Raw genomic sequence first — 24,713 nt, 5'->3', positions numbered from 1 at the left:
ACGCAATACTACGGGCCGGAGGGTAATGCTCGAAACTTAAGGAAGATTTGAAATGAGCGATCTTGAGTAGGGCTCACATATTATTGATTGCGCTTGCTTCCGAACGTATAGCCGGTCTCGACCGTGCCCTTGCCGAACTTGTCGCGCAGCTTGTCCATTGCGGCTTCGGCCGCCGCTCGGCGTCCGGATTGAACGTCGATCAGGTCGGGCGGATCGGCGCGCGTGGGGTCGCAAAGGTCGGTCACGCCGATGCCGATCAGTCGGAACTTGGTGCCGTCGGTCTCCTTCTGCAGCAATTCGATGCCGGTGCGGAAGATACGGTCGGCAAGCTGTGTCGGATCCTCGAGCTTGCGGTTGCGCGTGCGCGACTTGAAGTCCGCCGTCTTCATCTTCAGAACGACCGTGTGGCCGGCGATATCGCCCTTCTTCAGCCGCCAGGCGACCTTCTCGGAGAGATTGCGCAACACTGGAACGAGCTCCTCATATCGCGAAATGTCGTCGAAGAAGGTCGTCTCGGCCGAAACGCTCTTGGCGGGATCGTTGAGATGCACGCCGCGGTCATCGATTCCGCGCGACAGCCGCGACAGCCGCTGCCCCATGGTGCCATAGCGACGCATCAGGTCGGTCTCGTCCATGGTTTGCAGCTGGCCTATGGTGCGGATGCCATCAGCCTCAAGCGTTGCGGCGAATGCCTTTCCCACACCCCAGATCGTCGTCACCGGACGCGGCGCGAGGAATGAAACCGCTTCCTCGCGGCCGATCACCGAGAATCCGCGCGGCTTCTGCAGGTCGGAGGCCACCTTGGCCAAGAACTTGCAGTAGGACAGCCCGATCGAAACGGTGATGCCGATCTCCTTCTCGACGCGGCGGGCGAACTTCGCCAGCGTGCGCGCCGGCGGGTCGTTGTGCAGCCGCTCGGTACCCCCGAGTTCCAGAAACGCCTCGTCGATCGACAGCGGCTGAACGAGCGGTGTCAGCTCTTGCATCATCGCCCGCACCTCGCGGCCGACCTTGACGTATTTCTCCATGTTGGGAGGGATCACCACGGCCTGCGGGCAGGCCTCCAGCGCCTTGAACATCGGCATTGCCGAACGCACGCCGTAGATCCGCGCGACATAGCAGGCGGTCGATACCACGCCGCGCTTTCCCCCGCCGATAATGACGGGCTTGTCGGCAAGTTCGGGATTGTCGCGCTTCTCGACGGAGGCATAGAAGGCATCGCAGTCGATATGTGCGAGCGTCAGGCCATAGAGCTCATCGTGGCGCACGAGGCGAGGGCTGCCGCAGGCGGCACAGCGTCGCCCCTCCGCCTTCTGCTCGGCAAGGCAGTCGCGACAGAAGCCGGGTGTCTTGGCAGGATTGGCGGTCATCGACGGGAACAAAGGTTGAACATCGCGACATTACGCTCTAAGTTCGAGAGTCTCAAGAGGATGTCGGCGCTTATGCGCTGGTTTTGCTGGGCGTCGTCGTGGTCGAGAAATGCCGCCGCATCAGCTCGGCCGCATGCGTCCAGTCGGACGCCTGTACGATTGTGCCGGTGGGCGGCGGCGCGAATGGCTTGAAATCGGCATTCGCCATCATGTTGAGCAGCAGGCAATCCGGCACATGGTCGGCAACTGAAAGGAGGTTGCGTTGGATATCGTCGACAAAGGCGACGGGCAGCTCCCGGCGGTCGTGCAGCGCCGCCACGATCGGCCCTTTGGCCTGTTCCGAGGCGATCATGTCGAAGCACAGATCGAACCGGTCGAGAAGCTTGCGGCGCACCTCGTGGTGGCGCGGCGGCATGGCCGTGAGAAAGACGATGTCGGCATCGGCGGCCAGCGCATGCAGCGTCTCGACGGCACGCTCCGCCGGCGCCTGCCACAGGTCCTGGGTCTCGAAGAATATCTCGTGGAAGCGGTCGAACGCCTCCCGGTCCATCTCCGCGCCGTCAAGACGCGACACGATATTGCCGTGCAGCCTAAAGGAGCGCGGCAGGAGATCGTAATCATGCGAGCGCAAGAAACGGGTGAGGGGCGAAAGAAATTCCAGCACCACCTCGTCTATATCGCAGACGATCAGCGGGCGATCACCGAGGCGCACCTGGGAGGGATCGGTGACCACGCTCATGATCAATACTCGCCCGAGCCGAGGCCGGCCGGAGAGAAATGCTGCCAGGCTGCATTCAGCACCTCCGGCGGCGTTCCGCTTGCCTGGCAAAACGCCAGCGCCGTCGGCTCATGCTGCATCAGGAAGTCCATCATCCCCGATAGGAACCCTGGGTCATTGATCGCATTGCGGACTTGCGCCGGCTCGACGCCGGTCAGCGCCAAGAATCGGCCGAACAGATCGGGTTCGTTTGCGAGCCAGGCGAGAACTGCGATGGCCGTCTCTTGCGGGTCGGCGGCGTGTTGCTTTGAAGTCTTGAAGTTGCTCTGCATTTCTTGCGGTAAATTACCTATTTTTCAACCAAATACCGATAGCGTGCCGCAATCGGTTTCATGGCGGCCGGTGCGCGCGCGGGTTTATTTCCGCACGGCGAAACGGTTTTCATGACGGACTTAGGATCGCGTTCGATGCCCAAACAAGTGATGATTGTAGAGGATAACGAGCTCAACATGAAGCTCTTTCGCGACCTCATAGAGGCGTCCGGCTACAGAACCATCCAGACCCGCAACGGTATGGAGGCGCTGGATCTTGCCCGCAAGCATCGCCCCGATCTGATCCTCATGGACATCCAGCTCCCAGAAGTTTCCGGGCTCGAAGTCACCAAGTGGCTGAAAGAGGACGACGAGCTCCACGTCATTCCCGTCATCGCCGTCACCGCCTTCGCGATGAAGGGCGACGAGGAGCGTATCCGCCAGGGCGGCTGCGAGGCTTATGTCTCCAAGCCGATCTCCGTTCCGAAATTCATCGAGACGATCAAGACCTACCTGGGCGACGCCTGATAGATCGGAAAGAAGCTTATGACCGCGCGCATTCTCGTCGTTGATGATATCCCGGCAAACGTGAAGCTGCTCGAAGCGCGGCTGATCGCCGAGTATTTCGACGTGCTGACCGCGTCCGACGGTTATCAGGCTCTGGCGATCTGCGAACGCAACCAGGTCGATTTCATCCTGCTCGATATCATGATGCCGGGCATGGACGGCTTCGAAGTTTGCGAGCGGCTGAAGTCCAACCCGAAGACATCCCATATTCCCGTCGTCATGGTCACCGCGCTCGATCAGCCGGCCGACCGCGTGCGCGGCCTGAAGGCCGGCGCCGACGACTTTCTGACCAAGCCGGTCAACGACCTGCAGCTGATCGCCCGCGTCAAGAGCCTGCTGCGCCTGAAGACGCTAAGCGACGAATTGCGCATCCGCGCCCAGACGGCGCACACGATGGGCATCGACGAATTGCTGCGCGCCGATCAGCGCGGCGAGGAGGGCGGCCAGATCATGCTGGTGGATGGCCGCGCCAATTCGCAGGAGCGGATCATCAAGGCGCTGAAGCCGATCGGTAATGTGTTTGCCATTTCCGATGCCCAGGCCGCTGTCTTCGAAGCATCCGAAAATCCGTTCGATCTCGTGATAGTCAATTCCAATATCGACGACTACGACCCGCTCAGGCTTTGCTCGCAGCTCCGCTCGCTGGAGCGCACCCGTTTCCTGCCGATCCTGATCATCACCGAGCAGGGTGATGACGAGATGGTGGTGCGTGCGCTCGATCTCGGCGTCAACGACTATATTGTCCGCCCCGTCGATCCGAACGAGCTGGTCGCCCGCAGCCTCACGCAGATCCGCCGCAAGAACTACAATGACCGCCTGCGCGCCAATGTGCAGCAGACGATCGAATTCGCGGTCACCGATCCGCTGACGGGCCTGAGCAATCGCCGCTATCTCGACAATCATATCAGCACGCTCTTCAACCGCTCGATGGCGCGCGGTCGCCCGCTGTCGGTGCTGATCGCCGATATCGATCGCTTCAAGCAGATCAACGACACGCACGGCCATGATGCCGGCGACGATATTCTGCGCGAGTTCGCCAACCGCGTCCGCTCCACGGTTCGCGGCGCCGATCTTGCCTGCCGCTATGGCGGCGAGGAATTCGTCGTCGTCATGCCGGACACCTCGCCGGAAATCGCGGCCTCGGTGGCCGAGCGCTTGCGCGGTGTCATCGAGAGCGTACCCTTCGTGGTGAAGGGCACGGGGCAGGAGCTGCAGGTGACGGCGTCCTTCGGCATCGCCTCGCGCACGCCGCAGGTCATCACGCCGGGTCATCTGCTGAAGCAGGCCGACGTTGCGCTCTATGAAGCGAAGAACGGCGGTCGCAACCGAGTCGTCGCCGCGGCCTGATGCCGGAACTGGCCGTTTAGCGCCCAAGACCCGCCGCGCATTGATCATCCACAGAAAGTTGAACAGGGCTCTGTCCGGCCCTGTGCGCGGATTAGCCGCAAGTAGTAGTGCCGGGTTTTGAGCTCGCGGCTGCGTGCGACAGCCGATCTGAGCCAGCAGAGACGCCGTCGACCTCAGAAGAAAATGTGAGACTTCGTCGCTTTTCTTGATTTGATTGGCGGATTTTGATGGTTTTCAGGCGGTTTCGTCGGTCTGCAAGCGCGAAGACTACTCGCTTATATTGTCCGTCTATTCTTGGTGTCGGATCTTATTCTAGCGCGAGGTGGCCGAAAATTATGCGAAACGGCGTCCCAAATCGGGACTTTTAACCATAAAATCAAGCTAATAAATCTCATCATTAAGAATTTGTTGATTTTCTTTCATTTTCGCGCGAATGATCAATACATAGAAATAAAGCACTCCCTATGTGGGGTGCACCGATACCCCATGATGCTCAGGTCCGCCGCATCTCCTGGGTCGTGGGGTCGGTCGGTCGGCAAGCAACACCTGCGGTTCCTCGTGCCGCGTTGCCTGTTGACCGACCCCCTTTCGCAAAACGCCGTCCTCTCCGTTGAAACGGGCAGGGCGGCGTTTTCATTTGGTGCTCTTTGAACGAGTTGAGCGCGGGCCGTATCGCAGACAACAAAAAAGCGCGCAGCCTGGTGGCGCGCGCTTTTAAGCGGTCTACAGGATCAAGAAATTACTTGATCTTGGTTTCCTTGAACTCGACGTGCTTGCGAGCAATCGGGTCGTACTTGGTCTTCGTCATCTTGTCCGTCATCGTACGGCTGTTCTTCGTCGTGACGTAGAAAGAACCTGTGTCGGCTGTCGACAGCAGCTTGATCTTGATTGTTGTAGCCTTGGCCATGGTCGTCCTGCCTTTAATGAAATGAAAGCCGTTGGAATCCGTCTAGGCGCCTCGGCTAATTCTGGCGCGAAACTACGAATCTAGCTTGAAAAGTCAACCCCGCTTTCGAATGAAAAGCAGTCTGCCCGCCGAAAGCACTGCATAAACGCCGAAGAAGCCGGCAATCGCCCAGGCAAAGCCGTTGTTTCCGGCCACATCGATAGCCGCGCCGATGACCTGCGGGCCTGCAACGGTGCCAACGGCGTAACAGAAGACGAAGGCGGCATTGGCGGCGGCAAGGTCCGATCCGGTGAGACGCGAGCCCAGATGGCTCAATCCGACCGTATAGAGCCCGGCCACGCAGCCGCCCCAGAAAAGCAGGACGCCTGCCATCAGCACCCAGCTGTGCGAGAGCACGGGTAGCATCAGTGAGCCGATCAGGCCCATGAAAGCCATGCCGGCGAGCAGGGGGCGCTTGTCCTTCATCTTGTCGGACAGCATCCCCACCGGGATCTGGAAGATCATGTTGCCGATCCCCATGACCGTCAACAGCAGGGCTGCCTGCGTCTCGGTGAAGGCAGCGCGCACCGCGTAGATCGGAAACAGCGCCAGCCCGCCGGCTTCCACCGCGCCGAAGATGAAAACGGCGGCCGTGGCGCTCGGAACCAGGAAGACGTAGCGCATGAAATGCAGCTCTGGCTTCTCTTCGAGCACCGGGCTTTCATGGCGCGCGACAAAGATCGGAATGGCCGCCATCAAAATGGCGCAGGCGCCGACGGCAAAGGGCAGGATGCCGTCGCTGCCGAGAACGGAGAAGAGCAGGGGACCCGCCGCGAAGCCGAGCGAGAGCACGGTCGCATAGATGCCGAGCACGAAGCCGCGTTTCGATGGCGGTGATGCGGCGTTGATCCAGAACTCGGAGAGAATGAAGAGCGTGGTCGTGGCCCCATGAAAGGCAAAGCGCAGCGGGAACCACATCCAGAAGTCCTGCGCATAGTAGAAGCTGACGGCGCTGATTGCCGACACCACCACTGCCCAAAGCATCGTCTGCGCCACGCCGTACGCATGGGCGAGCTTCGTCGTGATCGGAGCGGCCACCATCGCCGCGACACCGGCCATCGCCGTATTGAGGCCGATCAGGGTCGAGGGTATGCCGCGCTTCTCAAGGATGATGCTCAGAAGCGGCAATCCCAGCCCGATCGCAATGCCGACCGCTGAGATCGACGAAACGGCGGCTACCAGAGACGGCCAATGGATCTCTTCGACATCGCCCGGTGTGCCGTTTCGCGGCTGAGACATATATCCACCCCTACAGAACTGCTGCGCACAAACGCGACCCGAAAGCCACATCTGCCACCATGGTCATACCAGCCTCAGATGACGGGCCAGACCCAGATGACGTGTGTGCTTTACTAGATGAACAAGGTTGGCTGCAATGATCTGATTGCGGTGGACGAGATTCAGTCAAATAAGCCTACCATCGCGCGCGTTGACATCGTGCCTGAAACGAGTTCGCAGCACATCCGGCGCTGCTACACGCCAAATATGTCGTGACGGTGAAGGTTCAAGGAAAGTCTTCAGCCTTGATGCCGGCGGCCGGGGATTTCGTACTGATCCTGCTCGTCGCTGTGCCCGCCGAAACCATGCATCTTCAGCGCCCATTGCAGCCCGATGACCCCGCCCTTGATCGGCTGGATGATCAACAGGGTGGCGAGCAGCGTCAGCGGCGTCCAGATGGCAAAGGTGAGCCAGAGCGGCATCGGCCAGATGAGATCGGTCATCATGTAGCCCGCGATGATCACGTGGCCGACGATGACGATGGTGATGTAGGGCGGCAGGTCGTCGGCGCGATGGTGGTGCATGGCTTCGCCACAGGCGGCGCAATTGTCCACCGGCTTCAGGTAGGCGCGGAACAGCTTGCCGCTGCCGCAAGCCGGGCAACGGCCGAGAAGGCCGCGCTTGATCGATTGACCGAGCGGACGCTTGGCTTCATCGACATCGCCGTATTGGATCGCCTGGCCGTTCGAGGTGGTCGTCATGACTGCACTTCCTTCCCGGCGTCCCAAAACGCCTATCGACGCCCTCTCGGGGGTCTTGTCCCGGCCTGCTTGCGCGCGCGGCTTGCGTCGCGTCGGCCGCCCTTGTGGAATGAACGCACCGCAGTGGGCATCTTGCGCCCCTCGCTTACCATCTCGAACCGAAGCGCGCCGGCTAGCGGAATGGCTTCCACCAGCTTGACCGTGACACTGTCTCCCAGGCGGTAACCGAGGCCGGTCTTTTCACCTGACAGTGCCTGATGCGCCTCATCATAGATGAAGTAGTCCATTCCCAGTGTAGATATAGGAACGAAGCCGTCCGCTCCATAGTCCGGCAGGGCGACAAATAGTCCCGATTTCGTCACACCTCCCACGCGTCCATCGAATTCCTCGCCGATACGGCCGGCAAGGTGATGGGCGATGAGGCGGTCGACCGTCTCGCGTTCGGCGGCCATGGCGCGGCGCTCGAAGGTGGAGATCTCGGCCGCGATATCGTCCAGCGCCGCTTCCTCGTCCGGCGTGATCCCACCTTCGCCGAAGCCGAGCGAGCCGACGAGCGCGCGATGCACGATCAAGTCGGCATAGCGGCGGATCGGCGAGGTGAAGTGCGCGTACTTCATCAGGTTCAGGCCGAAGTGCCCGATATTCTCGGGGCTGTAGATCGCCTGGCTCTGCGAGCGCAGCACCATCTCGTTGACCATCGTCTGGTGCGGCGTGTCCTCGGCTTTGGCGAGAATGCCGTTGAAGTTGTTGGCGCGCATGTTGCCGCCCTTGGCGAGCGTAATGCCGAGCGTCGCCAGGAACTCGCGCAGGATTTCCTGCTTGGAGAGCGACGGGCCGTCATGCACGCGATAGATCAGCGGCTGTTTCTTCTTTTCCAGCGTCTCGGCGGCCGCGACGTTGGCCTGGATCATCATTTCTTCGATCAGCTTGTGCGCATCGAGGCGCGGCGGCACGACGACGCGGTCGACGGTGCCGTCGGGCTTCAGCTGGATCTTGCGCTCGGGCATGTCGAGTTCCAGCGGCTGCCGGCGCTCTCGGCCACGCTTCATCACTTCATAAGCATGCCACAGCGGCTTCAGGATCGGTTCCAGCAGCGGCCCGGCCTTGTCATCAGGATTGCCGTCGATCGCAGCCTGCGCCTGCTGGTAGGAGAGCTTGGCAGCACTCTTCATCATCACGCGGTGGAAGGTATGCCCGGCCTTGCGGCCTTCTTTCGAGAACGTCATGCGCACGGCCAGCGCCGGGCGGTCCTGTCCCTCGCGCAGCGAGCAGAGATCGTTCGAAATCCGCTCCGGCAGCATCGGGACGACGCGGTCGGGGAAGTAGACCGAGTTGCCGCGCTTCAGCGCCTCGCGGTCGAGCGGCGAGTTCGGGCGCACATAATAGGAGACATCTGCAATCGCCACGGTAACGATCACGCCGCCCTCGTTGTCGGGCGAGGGGTCGTGCTCGGCATAGACGGCGTCGTCATGGTCCTTGGCGTCGGCCGGATCGATGGTGATCAGCGGTACGTCGCGCCAGTCCTCGCGGTGCGACATGGTCGCGGGCTTGGCGTCGTCCGCCTCGGCAACCACGGCCGGCGGGAAGATATAGGGGATGCCATGGGCATGGATGGCGATCATCGAGATCGCCTTTTCCGAAGCGACCGAACCAACGATCGAGAGCACCTTGGCGCGCGGCAGCCCGAAGCTGCGCAGGCGCGCGACTTCGACCTCGACCAGATCGCCGTCCTTGGCGTCGCCCTTGTCATCAGGGTCGATCAGCATTTCCTCGCCGCGCCGCTCGATCGGCAACAGCCGTCCGCCGCCGCCAGGCGCGTCCTTGAAGACGCCAAGCAGTGCGCCGCGGCGTTTGTCGAGGATCTTGATGATGCGGGCCGTGTAGGCTGGGCCGCCGCGATCGGTGGCGGCAAAAATCTTCGCGAGAATGCGGTCGCCCATGCCGGCGACCGGCGCCTTGCCCTTGCCGTTGCGGCCGGCAGGCGAGGAGGACTGCCGGATGGAGACGGCAGGCGCGACGCCCATCTCGTCCGACCATTCCGCCGGACGGCCGATCAGTCCGCCGTCCTTGTCGCGCGTGGTGATGTCGAGCACGGTGACCGGCGGCAAAGCACCAGGGCGGATCAGCGACTTGCGCGTCTTCTGAAGCATGCCTTCCTGCTCTAGATCGCGCAGCAGGTGCTTGAGTTCGACCCGGCTATCGCCCTTCAGCCCGAAGGCCTTGGCGAGCTCGCGCTTGGAGGCCTTCTGCGGATGATCGGCGATGAAGCGCAGGATCACTTCGCGCGAGGGAAGCGCGCCGTGTTGGATGTTGAGTGGCTCGACGGCGGGCGCCCTGCTGGAGCGTCCCGTCTTGTCGGGACGCTTGCCCATGCCCTTTGGTTCCCGCGGAATTCTGGTCACTCTTCGCTCTTTTTCGTCTTTGCGGATGTCGCAGCTTTCTTGGCGGGCGCCTTGGCTTTTGCCTTCGGCTTGGCTGCTGCCTTTGCCGGCTTCGCGTCATCGCTCGCCGCAGCCTTGGCCTTCGCTTTCGGCTTCGCCTTGCTCTTGGCCGCCGGCGCCTTGCCGGCCTTGGCGGTGATCAGCGCCACGGCTTCCTCGACGGTCAGCGCCTGCGGATCGGTGCCCTTGGGCAGCGTCGCGTTGACCTTGCCCCAGTTGACGTAGGGGCCGTACTTGCCGTCACGCACGGTGATTGCGCCGCCGCCATCGGGATGCTCGCCGAGCTCCTTCAGTGCAGCCGCTGCCGTGCGACCACGCCCGCCGGGACCTTTCGCGGCCTTCTCGGCGATCACGGTGACCGCGCGGTTGAGGCCGATGCTGAAGACGTCCTCGACTGTCTCGAGATTGGCGTAGCCGCCATCATGCAGCAGGAACGGTCCATAACGGCCGATGCCGGCCGAGATCATCTTGCCCGATTCCGGATGCTTGCCGATATCGCGCGGCAGCGAAATCAGCGCCATCGCCTTTTCGTAATCGATATCCTCGGGCTTCCAGCCTTTCGGCAGCGAGGAGCGCTTGGCCTCCTTGCCGTCGCCACGCTGGACGTAAGGCCCGAAGCGGCCGGAACGCAGCGTCAGTTCTTCGCCGGTGACGGGATCGGTGCCGAGCGCCTTCGGCTCGTTGAGCGCAGCACCCTCGGCCTCCGCGCCGCCTTCAGAAGACAGCTGGCGCGTGTAATTGCACTCGGGATAGTTCGAGCAGCCGACGAAGGCGCCGTATTTGCCGAGCTTCAGCGACAGGTTGCCCGTGCCGCAGACCTGGCAGATCCTTGGATCGCTGCCGTCCTCGCGCTTCGGAAACACCAGCGGCGCGAGCGATTCGTTCAGCGAATCGAGAACGTTGGTGACACGCAGCTCCTTGGTATCTTCGATCTGCGCGAAGAAATCCTTCCAGAAGTCGCGCAGAACCTGCTTCCAGTTCAGCTCGCCGGCCGAAATCCGGTCGAGCTTCTCTTCGAGATCAGCCGTGAAGTCGTATTCGACATACTTGGTGAAGAAGCCTTCGAGGAACGCCGTCACCAGCCGGCCCTTGGAATGCGGGATCAGCTTGCGCTTGTCTATGATGACGTATTCGCGGTCGCGAAGGGTCGCGAGCGTTGCTGCGTAGGTGGAAGGGCGGCCGATGCCGAGCTCTTCCATCTTCTTGATCAGCGAAGCTTCCGAATAGCGCGGCGGCGGTTCGGTGAAGTGCTGGCTGGAATTGATCTTCTGCTTGGCGAGGTTTTCGCGCGCATTGATCTCCGGCAGGCGACCATCCTCGTCGCCGTCGTCGCTCTGCTCGCCGTCTTCCTTCTGGTCCGTATAGGCGGCGATGAAGCCGTCGAAGCGGATGACGGAACCAACTGCGCGCAGTCCGGCCTTCTCGCCATTGTTGTCGGCGATGATCTCGGCGGTCGTACGCTCGATCTCGGCCGAGGCCATCTGGCTGGCGATACCGCGCTTCCAGATCAGGTCGTAGAGCTTGATCTGGTCGGCGTCGAGGTACTGGCGAACCTTGTCAGGCGAACGGTTGAAGTCCGTCGGGCGGATGGCTTCGTGCGCTTCCTGGGCGTTCTTCGCCTTGGTCGAATAGAAGCGTGCCTTCTCCGGCAGGTAGCGCTGGCCGAACTGATCGACGATGGCGCCACGCGCCGCATCGATCGCCTCGGGCGCCATCTGCACGCCGTCGGTACGCATATAGGTGATCAGACCGACCGTCTCGCCGCCGATGTCGAAGCCTTCATAAAGCTTCTGCGCCACCTGCATGGTGCGCGATGCCGAGAAGCCGAGCTTCGAGGAAGCGGCCTGCTGCAGCGTGGAGGTTGTGAAGGGTGGTCCCGGGTTGCGCTTTACGGGCTTGGCCTCGACGGTATCGACGACATAGGACGCGCCTTCGAGCAGCGCCTTCAGCTTGCCGGCCTCGTCGCCGTTGCCGATCGCGCGCGCCTGCAACCGCTTGCCATTCGCCGCAACCAGCTTGGCTTCGAATTCGTCGCCACGCGGTGTTTTCAGCAGCGCCGAGATGTTCCAGTATTCCTCGGAGACGAAACGCTCGATCTCGGATTCGCGGTCGCAGACGAGGCGTAGCGCCACAGACTGAACACGTCCCGCCGAGCGGGCGCCGGGCAGCTTGCGCCAGAGCACCGGCGAAAGATTGAAGCCGACGAGATAGTCAAGAGCGCGGCGCGCCAGATAGGCGTCGACCAGCGGCACGTCGATATCGCGCGGCTCGGCCATCGCATCAAGCACGGCCTTCTTGGTAATCGCGTTGAAGACGACACGCTTGACGGTCTTGCCGCCGAGCACGCGCTTCTTGTTCAGCATATCGAGCACATGCCAGGAGATCGCTTCGCCTTCGCGATCAGGGTCGGTTGCGAGGAACAGGCCGTCGGAGGACTTCACCGCGTCGGCGATGTCCTTCATACGCTTGGCCGAGGCCCCATCGACCTCCCACAGCATTTCGAAATCCTGGTCGGGCAGCACGGAGCCGTCCTTGGCGGGGAGATCGCGGACGTGGCCAAAGGAGGCGAGCACCTTGTATCCGGGTCCCAGATACTTGTTGATCGTCTTGGCCTTCGAGGGCGATTCCACCACTACAACATTCATGATGATTCTCTAAAAATGGATGCCAGCCGGCCTATATCAGGGCAGAGGACCTGCCGTGTCACGGTCGCCGGTTCTCCGACATGGACAGGGAATTCGTTTCGGTCAAGTACTTTGAGTGCATTTTTACGCATTGCAACGCGTTGCAACCAAAAGACGATATAGCGCATATTGCAATTTCTGATTATTGCGATATCGTTTTTCGCGTGTGGTTCAGGCTGCGACGATCAACCCTTCCCAATTGGGGCGCGAGTGCTTTCATGACGGCTAAGTACGCAAAGAAGGATACCGGCCGATCCGGCTCCCGCGAGAACATTGCCTTCATCCGCCAGATGCTCGCCGAGTTGCGTCAGGTGGCGGAAAAGGAAAAGGCCGACATGCTCTGCTATCTGATCGAGATGGCATATGTCGAAGCCGGCGATCTCCAGGCTCGTATGTAATTGGCTGGCCCGGATGTAACTCGCCCATATGTAAGTCGTCACACCTCCATTGCAATGGACACCATGCCGCCGGGATGTCGGTGCAGCCGCCCGGCGATGTCGAGCTCCAAAAGGACGAGATAGACGGCCGAGGCGCTGAGCCCCGTGTGCCGGATGATATCGTCGATCTCCACGGGTGTCGGCCCGAGCGCATCGACGATACGCGCCCTGTCTGTCTCATCAGGGGGCAGCAGCGACGATCCGCCGCCGCGTTCCGGCTCCTCGGCAAGCGGTGCCGTAAACACGTCGAGTTGCGATAGCGGCGCAAGCGCGCTGATCACGTCATCAGCCGCGGTGACGATCATCGCGCCGTCCTTCAGCAACCCGTTGGTGCCGTGGCATCGCGGATCGAGCGGTGAGCCTGGCACCGCAAAGACCAGCCTGCCGAACTCGCCGGCGAGCCGCGCTGTGATCAGCGAGCCCGATCGCGTCGCCGCTTCCACCACCACCGTCCCAAGCGAAATGCCGGCGATCAGTCTGTTGCGCCTCGGAAAATCACGCGCTCGCGGTTCCCAGCCGAACGGCATTTCACTGACGGCCAGGCCGTTGCCGTTCCAGATTTCCTCAAGCAGTCCGGCGTTTTCGGGAGGGTAGGGCTGATCGAGCCCACCGGCCATGGCGGCGATCGTGCCAGTGTCGAGGCTGGCGCGGTGGGCGGCGGTATCGATGCCACGGGCAAGACCGGAGATAACAGCATAGCCGACACGTCCGCATTCGCGCGCGATCATCGCTGCAAACTTCGCGCCTGATATCGAGGCATTGCGCGAGCCGACGATGCCGACGGTCGGCTGCGCGGTCGCCGCGAGATTTCCCTTCACTGCGAGCAGTGGCGGCGCCCCATCGATCTGCTTCAGCACCTGCGGATATTCCGGCTCGCCGATGCCGACAAAGCGGGCGCCGAACCTGTGCGCCGCGTCGAGCTCTTTCAGCGCTTCACTCTCTGTGGCGATCCGGATCGCGCGGGTTGCGCCGCCACGTACCGAAAGGCCGGGCAGGGCAGCAAGCGCTGCTTCCGCAGAGCCGAAATGATTGATGAGATCGCGAAAGGTGGCGGGGCCGACATTGTCGGAGCGGATGAGACGCAACCAGGCAATCCTTTGCCTGTCCGTCAGCGCAATTCCTTTTGGCCTTGCGCTGCGTGCGTCCATCTATCCTATCCCTTTGCCCCGATCTTGCTTTCAGTGCCGCTGATGAGGCGGCTGATATTGGCCTTGTGCTTCCAGTAGGAGATCACGGTCATGATCGCCATGATCGCTGCAACCTTCTCTGCACCCAGTATCCACAATGCAACCGGAATGACAAGCATTGCAACCAGTGCGGAAAGAGAAGAATAGCGGGTGATGAAGGCAACGCCGAGCCAGACCGCAGCGAAGGCGAGAACCATCAGCGGTGCAACGCCAAGCAGCGTGCCGATATAGGTGGCGACGCCCTTGCCGCCCTTGAAGCCGATCCAGACCGGGAAGAGGTGACCGATGAAGGCGAAGAAGCCGGCGATGACGGCTGCTTCCGGGCCGAAGAAGTAGGAGACGATCCACGCCGCCGCCGATGCCTTCAGCGCATCAAGGAGCAGCGTCGCCGCCGCCAGCTTCTTGTTGCCGGTTCGAAGAACATTGGTCGCGCCGATATTGCCGGAGCCGATGCTGCGCACGTCGCCGAGGCCGGCCGCACGCGTCAAAATCAGCCCGAACGGAATGGAGCCCAGCAGATAGCCGATGGCGGCGGCCGCCAGCGCGATTTGCCAGGTGATCTGCCACGTCATGAGATCAGCGCCCATGTTCCCCCACTTGTCTTCTTATAATGTATGCACGCAGTTTATGACGTATGCACGCACTGGCCCGCGACATAGGTCGCGACCGCACGTCCGCTGAAGCGCGCGTCTTCGAAAGGCGTGTTCTTCGAGCGCGAGAGAAGCATGTCCTTGGCGACAATCCAAGGCTCTTCGAGATCGATCAGCACGATATCCGCCTTGGCGCCGGGCTTCAGCGTACCGGCATCGAGGCCAAAGATCTGCGCCGGACGCGTCGACATGGCATCGATCAGGCGCATCAGCGTCACATGCCCGCTGTGGTGGAGGCGAAGGGCTGCCGCCAGCATGGTCTCGAGCCCGACGGCACCGTCGGCGGCTTCGCCGAAGGGCAGGCGCTTGGTGTCGACGTCCTGCGGGTCGTGCGAGGAGACGATGATGTCGATCGCCCCGCGCGCCAGCGCATCCACCATCGCCACGCGATCGTCTTCCGAGCGCAGCGGCGGATAGAGCTTGAAGAAGGTGCGGTACTCGCCGATGTCGTTTTCGTTGAGCGCCAGATTGTTGATCGAGATGCCGCAGGTAACGGTTGCGCCACGGCTCTTGGCCAGCTCGATCGCCTCGACGGATTCGGGCACCGAGATCATCGCCGCGTGGTATTTGCCGCGTGTCAGCTTGGCGATGCGCAGGTCGCGCTCCAGCGGGATCAGTTCGGTTTCGCGCGGAATGCCGCTGAGGCCGAGCCAGCTTGCAAACAGCCCCTCGTTCATGACGCCGCCGGCGGCCAGATGCTGGTCGCGCGTCTCGCAGGAGATCACAGCGCCGAATTCGCGCGCATAGGTCATCACCCGGCGCAGAACCTGCGCGTCGTGGATGCTGGAGCGGCCGTCGGTGAAGGCGACCGCGCCCGCTTCCATCAGCATGCCGATCTCGCTCATCTCCTCGCCGGCGAGACCCTTGGTGATCGCCGCTGCCGGATAAACGTTGACCAGCGCCTTGTCGCGCGCGGTCTTCTTCACGAACTCCACCAGCGCGATGTCGTCGATCACCGGATCGGTATCGGGCATCATGATGATCGAGGTCACGCCGCCCGCGGCCGCAGCCCGGCTGGCGGATTCGATCGTCTCGCGATGCTCGGCTCCAGGTTCGCCGATATGGACGCGCGCATCCACGAGACCGGGTGCCGCGACAAGCCCGTTGCAATCGCGCACCGTCGCGCCTGCGGGCACAGCTTCGTTCAGCGCATCCTTGCCGGAAGCGACGATCACGCCGTCCTTGACGACGATCGCACCGAGCTCGTCCAGATTGCGAGAGGGGTCGATGATGCGAACGTTCTTGAAGACGATCGAGTTGCTCATGCGCCGGCTCCTTCGCTGCGGGGACCCTGGTTCTGCGAGATCAGCAGCGTTTCCATGACAGCCATGCGTACAGCGACACCCATTTCGACCTGTTCGGCGATCACGCTCTGCGGCCCGTCCGCGACCTCCGAGGCGATTTCCACCCCGCGGTTCATCGGCCCGGGGTGCATGACCAGCGCATCCTCCTTCGCCGCCTTCAGCGTTTCCGCGTCGAGGCCATAGAAGTGGAAATATTCGCGCACCGACGGCACGAAGGCGCCGGACATGCGCTCGCGCTGCAGACGGAGCATCATCACGACGTCGGCGTCCTTCAGGCCTTCCTTCATCGAATGGAAGACCTCGACGCCCATGTCGGCGATCCCCGCCGGAAGCAGCGTCGCCGGCGCCACGACGCGAACCCTGGCACCCATGGCGTTGAGAAGCAGGATGTTCGAGCGCGCCACACGCGAGTGCAGCACGTCACCGCAGATGGCGACGATGATGCGCGACAGCTTGCCCTTGGCGCGGCGAATGGTCAGCGCGTCGAGCAGCGCCTGCGTCGGATGCTCGTGCTGGCCGTCGCCGGCATTGACCACGGAGCAGGAAACCTTCTGCGCGAGAAGTGCCGCGGCGCCCGCGCTGGAGTGCCGGATGACCAGCACGTCGGGGCGCATCGCGTTCAGCGTCATCGCCGTATCGATCAGCGTTTCGCCCTTCTTCACCGAGGAATTGCCGACCGACATGTTCATCACGTCGGCGCCGAGGCGCTTGCCGGCAAGCTCGAAGGAGGCCTGCGTGCGGGTGGATGCTTCGAAAAACAGATTGATCTGCGTCAGTCCCCTCAGGGTCGACGTCTTTTTCTCTCGCTGTCGACTGATCTTGACGGCCTCGTCGGCCTTGTCGAGGAGAAAGGTGATATCCTGCTCTGTGAGCCCTTTGATACCGATGAGGTGGCGGTGGGGAAAGAAGACCATGAACCTGCCTCTATGCTGTCGTCAGCGGCTCTATAAAGAGTGCGTGCGGCGGCGGCAAGCATGCGCTGTGGGCAAACCGCGCTCTCCCCCTGCAATTTTGTCGCAATTGGGCTAAAGCACAAGGAGTGCCAAACTTCCGGTTTCCCTTTGCCCGCCTCATACTCTAGAAGCGATTCATGACACCCGCTGAAGAAAAACTCGCCGAACTCAACCAGCCGAGCCTGTGGTCCGGCATCAACGCCTACAGGTCCGATCCGCTGATCGTCGACCTCACTGGTGCGTTGCCGCGCGGCATTCGCGATGATCTCGACAATATGGGCCGCTATGTCACCTCGCCGGAAGCGCAGGAGCTGGCGCGCATGGCAAACCAGGGCGTGCCGCAGCTGCGCACTCACGGACCGCGCGGCGAACGGCTCGATGTTGTGGAATTTCACCCGGCCTGGCACGCGCTGATGCGCCGCTCCATGTCCGTCGGTCTTCACTCGTCCGTCTGGGATCCGCAGGCCGATGCCGAGGCGAAGGACCAGGCGCACAAGATCCGCGCCGCACGCTTCTATCTGTCCTCGCAGCTCGAGACCGGCCATCTCTGCCCGATCACCATGACGAGCGCGTCCGTCGCAGCTCTCTCCGCATCGCCCGCCGTCCAGAAGGACTGGGCGCCGAGGATCCTGTCGCGCAAATACGATTCGGCGAACAAGCCGGCCATGCAGAAATCCGCCGTGACCATCGGCATGGGCATGACCGAGAAGCAGGGCGGCACCGATGTCCGCTCCAACACGACGTCCGCCGAAAAGGTTAGCGAGGGCATCTACCGTCTGTCTGGCCACAAGTGGTTCATGTCGGCGCCGATGAGCGATGCCTTCATCATGCTGGCGCAGACCAAGGAGGGCATGGGCTGCTTCCTGGTGCCGCGCCTGCTCGAGGACGGATCCGCCAACGGACTGCAGTTCCAGCGGCTGAAGGACAAGGTCGGCAACCGCTCGAACGCCTCGTCCGAGGTCGAGTTCAGCGATACCTTCGGCTTCCTGCTTGGCGGCCCGGATGCCGGCGTTCGCACCATCCTCGACATGGTCACGCTGACGCGCCTCGATTGCGCGCTGGCATCCTCTGGCATCATGCGCGCCTCGCTGGCCGAGGCCGTGCACCACACGCGTGGCCGCAGTGTCTTCGGCAAGATGCTGGTCAGCCAGCCGATCATGACCCGCGTGCTTGCCGATATGGCGCTCGACGTCGCCGCCGCCACAGCGCTCTCTTTCCGTCTCGCCGACGCCTTCGACCGCGCGCGCGGCAGCGCCGAGGAGGCCGCCTACGCCCGCGTTATGACGCCGGTCGCCAAATACTGGTGCTGCAAGATCGCGCCCGCGCTCATCTATGAAGCGATGGAGTGCATCGGCGGCAGCGGCTATATCGAGGAACGCCCGATCGCCCGCCATTACCGCGAAGCGCCTGTCAATGCGATCTGGGAAGGCTCGGGCAACGTCATGGCGCTCGACGTCTTGCGTATCCTGAACCGTGGCAAGGATCTCTTCGAGACCGTCTTCGCAGGCCTTGCGAGGGATCTCGGCCCGGCCGGCAAGAAGACCATCGACGTGCTCCGCGCCGCCATGGCGCTCTGCGAACGCGATGAGGGCGCTGCCCGCCTGCTCGTCGAGCAGCTGGCGCTCGCGGCGGGTGCTGCCGAACTTTATCGTCTGGGGGCAGGGCGTATCGCCGATGCCTTCATCGAAACCCGTCTCGCCGGCGGCTGGCGCTCCACCTACGGCATGCTCGATAGCCGCTTCGACGCCAGCTACATCGTCGACCTCCTCTATCCGCCGGCATCCTGATGACGACAACGCTGCGCCGTGCACGGCTCGACGATCTCGATCAGATATACAACATCTCACTGGTCACGGGTGACGCCGGCCAGGATGCAACATCACTGCATGGTGACGGAAAGCTCATCGGCCACATCTATTCCGCGCCTTACGTGACGCTCAGCCCTGACACGGCCTTCGTGGCCGAGGATGCCGAAGGCGTTGCCGGCTATATCGTCGGTGTATACGATACGCTTGCGTTTCAGGCCCAGCTTGAGCGCGACTGGTGGCCGGCGCTGCGCAGCGCCTACCCAGACCCGCAAGGCGATCCCGACCTCTGGAATGCCGACGAGAAACGCATCGCCGCGATCCATCATCCCTCGTCGGCGCCATCGGCCATCATCGAGGCGTTTCCGGCTCATATCCATATGAACCTGCTATCGCGTCTGCGCGGGCAGGGGATGGGAACGAAGCTCCTCGACATGTGGCTCTCGCAGGCAAGGGATGCCGGCGTGAAGTCCGTGCATCTCGGCGCCAGCACAACGAATGCCAATGGTATCAGCTTCTGGGGCTCGCGCGGCTTCACGCGCCTCGGGCCGCCGCTCGTCGAGCCATCCGAGCGCACCGTCTGGTTCGGCCAGACGCTCTGATCGATGTCGCCGCTCGGCGACATTTGATTGCCCGCCGCGAATGGCCTGAAAACAATCCACAATCTTTCAAGGGGTTCGCCGTTGCCGGTTGGGGGCGGTGTTGTTACTCACCGATGAGTGACACATGAAATCCGAGTCCCTGATGCTGAATGACCCCATGCCTTTGACCCCCATCGCGAGCGCGCCGCAGGCCGAACCGGAAAAGCGTGTGCGTGACCGTGGCGCGACGGAAAAGGCGATCCTCAACGCCGCCAAGGCGCTGCTCGCGGAAGAGGGGTTCCAGAACTTCGGCATCAACGCGGTGGCGCGTAAGGCCGGCTGCGACAAGCAACTGATCTACCGCTACTACGGCGGCCTGAATGGCCTGGTCGACGCGATCGGCGCCGATCTCGGCACGTGGGTCAAGGACCGCATTCCCGAGGACACCGGTGGCATGTTCCTGCTGACCTATGGCGACCTGATGGAACGCCTGTCGCTGCTCTTCCTCCAGGCGCTGCGCGACGATCCGCTGATGCGCCGCATCGTCGCCTGGGAGGTGTCCGAAAACACCGAACAGGTCCGCCGCCTCTCGGAGGCGCGCTCGAAAGCACTGGCCACATGGCTTGAGCGCATGCGCGGCTCGCTGACGCCACCCAAGGGCGTCGACGCCGTCGCCGTCAACGCGATTCTGATCGCCGCCATCCAGCATATCGTCCTTTCGGCGTCGGCCGGTGGGCAGTGCGCCGGTCTGGCGCTGAAGGCATCGAAGGATTGGGAAAAGGCGGAGCAGGCCCTGAAACGCATCGTTCGCGGCGTTTACGGCTGATCGGCGCTAGACTTTCCCACAGCCTCCCGCTCGCCTGTTAACCTTAACAAATGGTTTACGTTGCGCCAGAGTGTTTAAGAAGTCAGGTTACCAGACAGTTTCAAAGTTTGAGTTGTCTGGAACCATGCGAACCAAAATCGCGAGAATCATGTTCCTCGTTGCCGCGATGATGTTCTTTGCCGTGCTCGCGCTCGATATCGCGGTGCCGGCCCTGGTGCTGGGTTTGATGGCATTATCGACATGGCTGGTCTCGCTTGATCTGCCATTCGCAAAGCGACAAAGAGGGGCGACCGCATGAAGTGGTTCCTGATCTTCTGGGCCGGTCCGATCGTGTTTCTGGCAGGCTGGTACTGGCTTTCCTACTACGACATGAGCTTCGGCATCTTCATGCTCACGCGCCAGGCCCATGACCTGACCTTCCAGGTCTACGCCAATATTCTCGGCATCCCCGCCGAAACCATTCCGCCCCTGGTGGCTCGCGCCGTCGTGGTCGACAGTCTCGTCGTCTTCGCCATCATGGCCTTCCGCCGACGCAAGAAGATCGCCGCCTGGTGGCGGGGACGTCAGGCGTCCGGTTCGTCGAGTGCTGCCCTTCCAAGCAAGGACAGCCTGTCCAGAGCGCCTTGAAGAATGAAGCTCGCGGCTGCCGAATCGATGCGTTCGGCCCGCTTGGCGCGCGACACGTCCATCTCCAGAAGCGCCCGCTCGGCGGCAACCGTCGACAGCCGCTCATCCCAATAGACGAAGGGCAGGGTCGTTTTCTGCTCCATGTTGCGCACGAAGGCCCGTGTGGCCTGGACGCGCGGGCCGGCCGACCCGTCCATATTCATGGGCAGGCCGATGACGAAGGCCGCGACCTTTTCCTTCTCCGCGAAGCTCAGAAGCACCTCGGCGTCGATCGTGAATTTCTCGCGTTTGATGACCGGCCGCGGCGTCGAGAATCGCCGGCCGAGATCCGACATGGAAAGTCCGATCGTCTTGGTGCCGAGATCGAGTCCGGCGATTGCCTGTCCCGGCTGAAGTGCGGCCGCCAGTTCCTCGATCGTCAGCACCGTCATCGTCGTTTCATCCCGTCAAAAGAAATTGAAGCCTCGACCGCTTTTCTTTGCGGCGCTATCGGTTATCTCCATACCCATCGAAACAGGCTTTTGCATCACTTAATAAAAGGACAGATTTCATGAAGATCACTTGGCTAGGCCATGCGGCATTCCGCATCGAGACCGCGAAGGCAACCATTCTCCTCGACCCCTTCCTGACGCATAACGGCTCGTTCGCTGGCCAGGACATCAAGGACGTCACCGCTGGCGTCACCCATATCCTGCTCACCCACGGCCACGGCGACCACGTTGGTGATACCGTCGCGATCGCCAAGGAAACCGGCGCCGTCGTCCTCGCCAACGCCGATCTCGCTTCCTGGCTTGGCACCAAGGGCGTCTCGAAGATCGAGATGGGCAACACCGGCGGCACGGTTCCGCTCGGCGGCTTCTCCGCCACCTTCACCAACGCGCTGCACTCCTCCGCACAGATCACCGAGGACGGCGTCTCCCACGCGCTCGGCAGTGCCAACGGCCTGATGCTGCATTTCGATGACGAAGCCTCGATCTTTGCCATGGGCGACACCGACATCTTCTCCGACATGGCGCTGATCAACGAGTTGCACCAGCCCGATATCGGCCTCGTCCCAGTCGGCGACCGCTTCACCATGGGCGGCGCCGTCGCGGCACTCGCCTGCCAGCGCTACTTCAACTTCAAGACCGCCATCCCCTGCCACTACGGCACTTTCCCGATCATCGACCAGACGCCTGAAAAATTCGTCGCCGGCATGGAAGGATCGAAGACCGAAGTGAAGGCGATCAAGCCGAGCGAGAGCGTCGTTCTCTGACGCATTGGCGCTCCGCCCCGACTTGAAAGGGCGGAAATCTGAATGAACGAAAGGCCATGCCCGTTGCACACAGCGGGCATGGCCTTTATAGCGGGTGGGAAAATCCCATCCGGAGAATATGATGTCCGTCGACCTAGCCACCGTTAAGCGCGTTGCGCGCCTTGCCCGTATTGCCGTCTCCGAAGATGAGGCAAACCGCATGGTCGGCGAGTTGAATGGGATCCTGGGCTTCGTCGAGCAGCTCTCCGAAGTCAATGTCGAAGGCGTCGAGGCGATGACCTCGGTCACGCCGATGCTGATGAAGAAGCGCACCGACGACGTCACCGACGGCAACAAGGCCGCCGATATCGTTTCCAACGCGCCTGTTACCGATCAGAATTTCTTCCTGGTGCCCAAAGTCGTCGAATAAGGCTTTTCGCCGCTTTCCGACCTCGTTGCCATTCAAGATTTGAAGCGAACCATCATGAGCGAACTCACCAGCCTGACCATTGCCGAAGCCCGCACCAAGCTGCGCGCCAAGGAAATCAAAGCAACCGAACTCACCGAGGCCTATATCTCGGCGATCGAGGCGGCCAACGACAAGCTCAACGCCTATATCAAGGTGACGCCCGAGAAGGCGCTGCAGATGGCCGAAGCCTCCGACGCCCGTCTTGCCAGCGGCAAGGGCGGCGAGCTCGAAGGCATTCCGCTCGGCATCAAGGACCTCTTCGCCACCGAAGGCATCCACACCCAGGCCTGCAGCCACATCCTCGACGGCTTCAAGCCGCATTACGAATCGACCGTCACGCAGAACCTGTGGGACGACGGCGCCGTCATGCTCGGCAAGCTGAACATGGACGAGTTCGCCATGGGCTCCTCCAACGAGACCTCGCATTATGGTGCGGTCATCAACCCCTGGCGCGCCGCAGGCTCGAACCAGCAGCTGGTTCCCGGCGGTTCCTCAGGCGGCTCGGCCGCTGCCGTTGCAGCCCATCTTTGCGCCGGCGCCACCGCAACCGACACCGGCGGCTCGATCCGCCAGCCCGCCGCCTTCACGGGCACCGTCGGCATCAAGCCGACTTACGGTCGTTGCTCGCGCTGGGGCACGGTCGCCTTCGCCTCGTCGCTCGACCAGGCCGGCCCGATCGCCCGCGACGTCCGCGACGCCGCGATCCTGTTGAAGTCGATGGCCTCGGTCGACGCCAAGGACACGACCTCGGTCGATCTGCCGGTTCCGGATTACGAAGCCGTGCTTGGCCAGTCGCTGAAGGGCATGAAGATCGGCATTCCAAACGAATACCGCGTCGCCGGCATGCCGGAAGAGATCGAAACGCTCTGGCAGCAGGGCATCGCCTGGCTCAAGGATGCCGGCGCCGAGATCGTCAATATCTCGCTGCCGCACACCAAGTACGCGCTGCCGGCCTATTACATTGTCGCACCGGCTGAAGCCTCTTCGAACCTCGCCCGCTACGACGGCGTGCGCTACGGCCTGCGCGTCGACGGCAAGGACATTGCCGACATGTACGAGAAGACCCGCGCCGCCGGCTTCGGCCACGAAGTCAAGCGCCGCATCATGATCGGCACATACGTTCTTTCGGCAGGTTACTACGACGCCTACTACATCCAGGCGCAGAAGGTCCGCACGCTGATCAAGCGCGACTTTGACCTCGCCTTCCACGCCGGCGTTGACGCCATCCTGACGCCAGCGACCCCATCGTCCGCCTTCGGCATCGCCGACGAGGACCTGGCATCCGATCCGGTCAAGATGTACCTCAACGACATCTTCACCGTCACCGTCAACATGGCCGGCCTTCCCGGCATCGCGGTCCCCGCCGGCCTCGACCACAAGGGCCTGCCGCTCGGCCTGCAGCTGATCGGCAAGCCGTTCGAGGAAGAAACCCTCTTCAAGACGGCCCACGTCATCGAACAAGCCGCCGGCCGCTTCACCCCCGCCAAGTGGTGGTAAGCGGACTAAGCATCAGAGACATGACGATCGCCGACCACATGCTGGTCGGCGAAGTCGGTTTTGCGGCCTGGAAATCCAGCGACGCCTTTAAAGGCAGCGATCTCGCCGTGGAGATTTCCGAACGCGTCCGGCACGAATTCTCGATCTTCGCAGAGAGCACATCGGGCGACGTGCACGTTGCCGAAATCGATGGCGTAGTCGCCGGTTGGGCAGCGCGGGACGGTGCGCGCGATTACGTGTCCGACCTTTGGGTGCATCCGGGTCATCAGAGCAGGGGTGTTGGCAAAACGCTCGTCCTCCACATCCTCAACCTCATCTCGGCAGACGGCTATCCATTGGCGCGCATCGATACCCATGCCAGCAACACCGGTGCGATCCGGCTGTATGAACGCTGTGGTTTTGCTATCGTGTGGCGCGGGATCGAGTTTTCCAAGAGCATGGGGATCGATCTCGAAAAGGTTCATATGGAGAAGGCGCTGCCTTAACATCCACGAACAGGAGTAGGCTTATGGCATCGCAGATTGCAGCGCTCATCGAGGCTTTCGACCGCTTGGCCGCCGCGGATTTCGTGATGGGAGCCGAATGGAAGGCCGTGCATGACATCTGCCAGGCCCACGAAGGCGAACAGCCTTTCGATTGGGGGCACGCGCTCTGCCACCGCATCGAAGGCGATATTTGGAATGCCGGTTACTGGTATCGGCTGGCGGGCCAGCCGGTTGCGACAGGTGCCTTTGGTGATGAATGGGCGGCGATGCGCCAAGTATTGCTGATTAAGTGAAA

At 62.2% G+C, this 24,713-nt stretch carries 26 protein-coding genes; 13 read left to right on the top strand and 13 right to left on the bottom strand.

Translation table 11 applies throughout. The annotated features are described in order from the left end of the window. Positions 1-80: 80 nt before the first annotated feature. From D460_RS0119110 to D460_RS0119100, 3 genes are all read right to left on the bottom strand, one after another. Positions 81-1,370 (bottom strand): DNA polymerase IV, encoded by a 1,290-nt coding sequence (locus D460_RS0119110; RefSeq protein ID WP_026283309.1) that lies wholly within the window; start codon positions 1,368-1,370, stop codon positions 81-83. A gap of 70 nt (positions 1,371-1,440) precedes the next feature. After that, a complete protein-coding gene (locus D460_RS0119105) occupies positions 1,441-2,109 on the bottom strand; it encodes a hypothetical protein (RefSeq protein ID WP_026283308.1) in 669 nt (222 codons plus the stop codon). Between the two features lie 2 nt (positions 2,110-2,111). Beyond that, complete coding sequence (locus D460_RS0119100) at positions 2,112-2,420, bottom strand: DUF3572 domain-containing protein (RefSeq protein WP_018900185.1); 309 nt, start codon at positions 2,418-2,420, stop codon at positions 2,112-2,114. 135 nt (positions 2,421-2,555) lie between these two features. Here D460_RS0119100 and D460_RS0119095 point away from each other — a divergent pair, with 135 nt between their 5' ends. Both D460_RS0119095 and D460_RS0119090 read left to right on the top strand, forming a co-directional pair. Continuing rightward, positions 2,556-2,927, top strand: a complete 372-nt coding sequence (locus D460_RS0119095; protein WP_018900184.1) for a response regulator — start codon at positions 2,556-2,558, stop codon at positions 2,925-2,927. Positions 2,928-2,945: 18 nt separating this feature from the next. Beyond that, positions 2,946-4,313 (top strand): PleD family two-component system response regulator, encoded by a 1,368-nt coding sequence (locus D460_RS0119090; RefSeq protein ID WP_018900183.1) that lies wholly within the window; start codon positions 2,946-2,948, stop codon positions 4,311-4,313. A 739-nt stretch (positions 4,314-5,052) separates the two neighbouring features. Here the strand turns inward: D460_RS0119090 and rpmG are convergent. From rpmG to topA, 5 genes are all read right to left on the bottom strand, one after another. Continuing rightward, positions 5,053-5,220 carry a 50S ribosomal protein L33 gene (gene rpmG, locus D460_RS0119085; protein ID WP_018900182.1) on the bottom strand — a complete coding sequence of 56 codons (168 nt, stop codon included), beginning with the start codon at positions 5,218-5,220 and terminating at the stop codon, positions 5,053-5,055. 93 nt (positions 5,221-5,313) lie between these two features. Next, positions 5,314-6,498 (bottom strand): MFS transporter, encoded by a 1,185-nt coding sequence (locus D460_RS0119080; RefSeq protein WP_018900181.1) that lies wholly within the window; start codon positions 6,496-6,498, stop codon positions 5,314-5,316. Between the two features lie 278 nt (positions 6,499-6,776). Next, positions 6,777-7,238 carry a DUF983 domain-containing protein gene (locus D460_RS0119070; RefSeq protein WP_018900179.1) on the bottom strand — a complete coding sequence of 154 codons (462 nt, stop codon included), beginning with the start codon at positions 7,236-7,238 and terminating at the stop codon, positions 6,777-6,779. 32 nt (positions 7,239-7,270) lie between these two features. Continuing rightward, positions 7,271-9,640, bottom strand: coding sequence for a ribonuclease R (rnr, locus tag D460_RS0119065; protein ID WP_026283307.1), 2,370 nt, complete (start codon positions 9,638-9,640; stop codon positions 7,271-7,273). After that, complete coding sequence (gene topA, locus D460_RS0119060; RefSeq protein WP_026283306.1) at positions 9,637-12,324, bottom strand: type I DNA topoisomerase; 2,688 nt, start codon at positions 12,322-12,324, stop codon at positions 9,637-9,639. Before topA ends, rnr begins: the two co-directional genes overlap by 4 nt. Before the next feature lie 257 nt (positions 12,325-12,581). Between topA and D460_RS0119055 the strand changes: the two genes are divergently transcribed. Next, a complete protein-coding gene (locus D460_RS0119055; protein ID WP_018900176.1) occupies positions 12,582-12,761 on the top strand; it encodes a hypothetical protein in 180 nt (59 codons plus the stop codon). Between the two features lie 38 nt (positions 12,762-12,799). On the opposite strand, the gene dprA is transcribed toward D460_RS0119055, so the two are convergent. Genes dprA through D460_RS0119035 form a run of 4 tightly spaced genes read right to left on the bottom strand, consistent with a single transcriptional unit; the run spans position 12,800 to position 16,855 of the window. Beyond that, complete coding sequence (dprA, locus tag D460_RS0119050; RefSeq protein WP_026283305.1) at positions 12,800-13,948, bottom strand: DNA-processing protein DprA; 1,149 nt, start codon at positions 13,946-13,948, stop codon at positions 12,800-12,802. A 5-nt stretch (positions 13,949-13,953) separates the two neighbouring features. Then, positions 13,954-14,574: a glycerol-3-phosphate 1-O-acyltransferase PlsY gene (plsY, locus tag D460_RS0119045; RefSeq protein WP_018900174.1), complete on the bottom strand. Its 621-nt coding sequence runs from the start codon at positions 14,572-14,574 to the stop codon at positions 13,954-13,956. Positions 14,575-14,612: 38 nt separating this feature from the next. Continuing rightward, positions 14,613-15,902, bottom strand: a complete 1,290-nt coding sequence (locus tag D460_RS0119040) for a dihydroorotase (RefSeq protein WP_018900173.1) — start codon at positions 15,900-15,902, stop codon at positions 14,613-14,615. Beyond that, positions 15,899-16,855, bottom strand: coding sequence for an aspartate carbamoyltransferase catalytic subunit (locus tag D460_RS0119035; RefSeq protein WP_018900172.1), 957 nt, complete (start codon positions 16,853-16,855; stop codon positions 15,899-15,901). Before D460_RS0119035 ends, D460_RS0119040 begins: the two co-directional genes overlap by 4 nt. A gap of 176 nt (positions 16,856-17,031) precedes the next feature. Between D460_RS0119035 and D460_RS0119030 the strand changes: the two genes are divergently transcribed. From D460_RS0119030 to D460_RS0119010, 5 genes are all read left to right on the top strand, one after another. After that, positions 17,032-18,681 (top strand): acyl-CoA dehydrogenase family protein, encoded by a 1,650-nt coding sequence (locus tag D460_RS0119030; RefSeq protein ID WP_018900171.1) that lies wholly within the window; start codon positions 17,032-17,034, stop codon positions 18,679-18,681. After that, complete coding sequence (locus tag D460_RS0119025; RefSeq protein ID WP_018900170.1) at positions 18,681-19,301, top strand: GNAT family N-acetyltransferase; 621 nt, start codon at positions 18,681-18,683, stop codon at positions 19,299-19,301. Before D460_RS0119030 ends, D460_RS0119025 begins: the two co-directional genes overlap by 1 nt. 142 nt (positions 19,302-19,443) lie before the next feature. Beyond that, entirely contained in the window at positions 19,444-20,106 is a 663-nt protein-coding gene (locus tag D460_RS0119020) for a TetR/AcrR family transcriptional regulator (protein WP_026283304.1), read from the top strand. A 124-nt stretch (positions 20,107-20,230) separates the two neighbouring features. Continuing rightward, the gene (locus D460_RS36440; protein WP_210162758.1) at positions 20,231-20,404 is read left to right on the top strand and encodes a hypothetical protein; all 174 of its coding nucleotides are present in this window, start codon (positions 20,231-20,233) and stop codon (positions 20,402-20,404) included. Beyond that, positions 20,401-20,733 carry a DUF6105 family protein gene (locus D460_RS0119010; RefSeq protein ID WP_018900167.1) on the top strand — a complete coding sequence of 111 codons (333 nt, stop codon included), beginning with the start codon at positions 20,401-20,403 and terminating at the stop codon, positions 20,731-20,733. Before D460_RS36440 ends, D460_RS0119010 begins: the two co-directional genes overlap by 4 nt. Here D460_RS0119010 and ruvX read toward each other — a convergent pair. Then, positions 20,670-21,164, bottom strand: a complete 495-nt coding sequence (gene ruvX / locus D460_RS0119005) for a Holliday junction resolvase RuvX (RefSeq protein WP_018900166.1) — start codon at positions 21,162-21,164, stop codon at positions 20,670-20,672. The genes D460_RS0119010 and ruvX overlap by 64 nt on opposite strands. A gap of 119 nt (positions 21,165-21,283) precedes the next feature. Between ruvX and D460_RS0119000 the strand changes: the two genes are divergently transcribed. From D460_RS0119000 to D460_RS0118980, 5 genes are all read left to right on the top strand, one after another. Continuing rightward, positions 21,284-21,988 (top strand): metal-dependent hydrolase, encoded by a 705-nt coding sequence (locus tag D460_RS0119000; RefSeq protein ID WP_018900165.1) that lies wholly within the window; start codon positions 21,284-21,286, stop codon positions 21,986-21,988. Between the two features lie 121 nt (positions 21,989-22,109). Beyond that, positions 22,110-22,397, top strand: a complete 288-nt coding sequence (gatC, locus tag D460_RS0118995; protein WP_018900164.1) for an Asp-tRNA(Asn)/Glu-tRNA(Gln) amidotransferase subunit GatC — start codon at positions 22,110-22,112, stop codon at positions 22,395-22,397. A gap of 54 nt (positions 22,398-22,451) precedes the next feature. Next, positions 22,452-23,933, top strand: a complete 1,482-nt coding sequence (gene gatA / locus D460_RS0118990; RefSeq protein ID WP_018900163.1) for an Asp-tRNA(Asn)/Glu-tRNA(Gln) amidotransferase subunit GatA — start codon at positions 22,452-22,454, stop codon at positions 23,931-23,933. Between the two features lie 20 nt (positions 23,934-23,953). Continuing rightward, complete coding sequence (locus tag D460_RS0118985; RefSeq protein ID WP_018900162.1) at positions 23,954-24,418, top strand: GNAT family N-acetyltransferase; 465 nt, start codon at positions 23,954-23,956, stop codon at positions 24,416-24,418. A 23-nt stretch (positions 24,419-24,441) separates the two neighbouring features. Continuing rightward, positions 24,442-24,711 (top strand): hypothetical protein, encoded by a 270-nt coding sequence (locus D460_RS0118980; RefSeq protein ID WP_018900161.1) that lies wholly within the window; start codon positions 24,442-24,444, stop codon positions 24,709-24,711. Positions 24,712-24,713: the final 2 nt, after the last annotated feature.

The sequence above is a fragment of the Rhizobium sp. 2MFCol3.1 genome (assembly GCF_000377565.1).
GTDB lineage: Bacteria > Pseudomonadota > Alphaproteobacteria > Rhizobiales > Rhizobiaceae > Rhizobium.
Note: the sequence above shows the minus strand (reverse complement) of the source record. Positions and strands in the feature narration are given on the sequence as shown.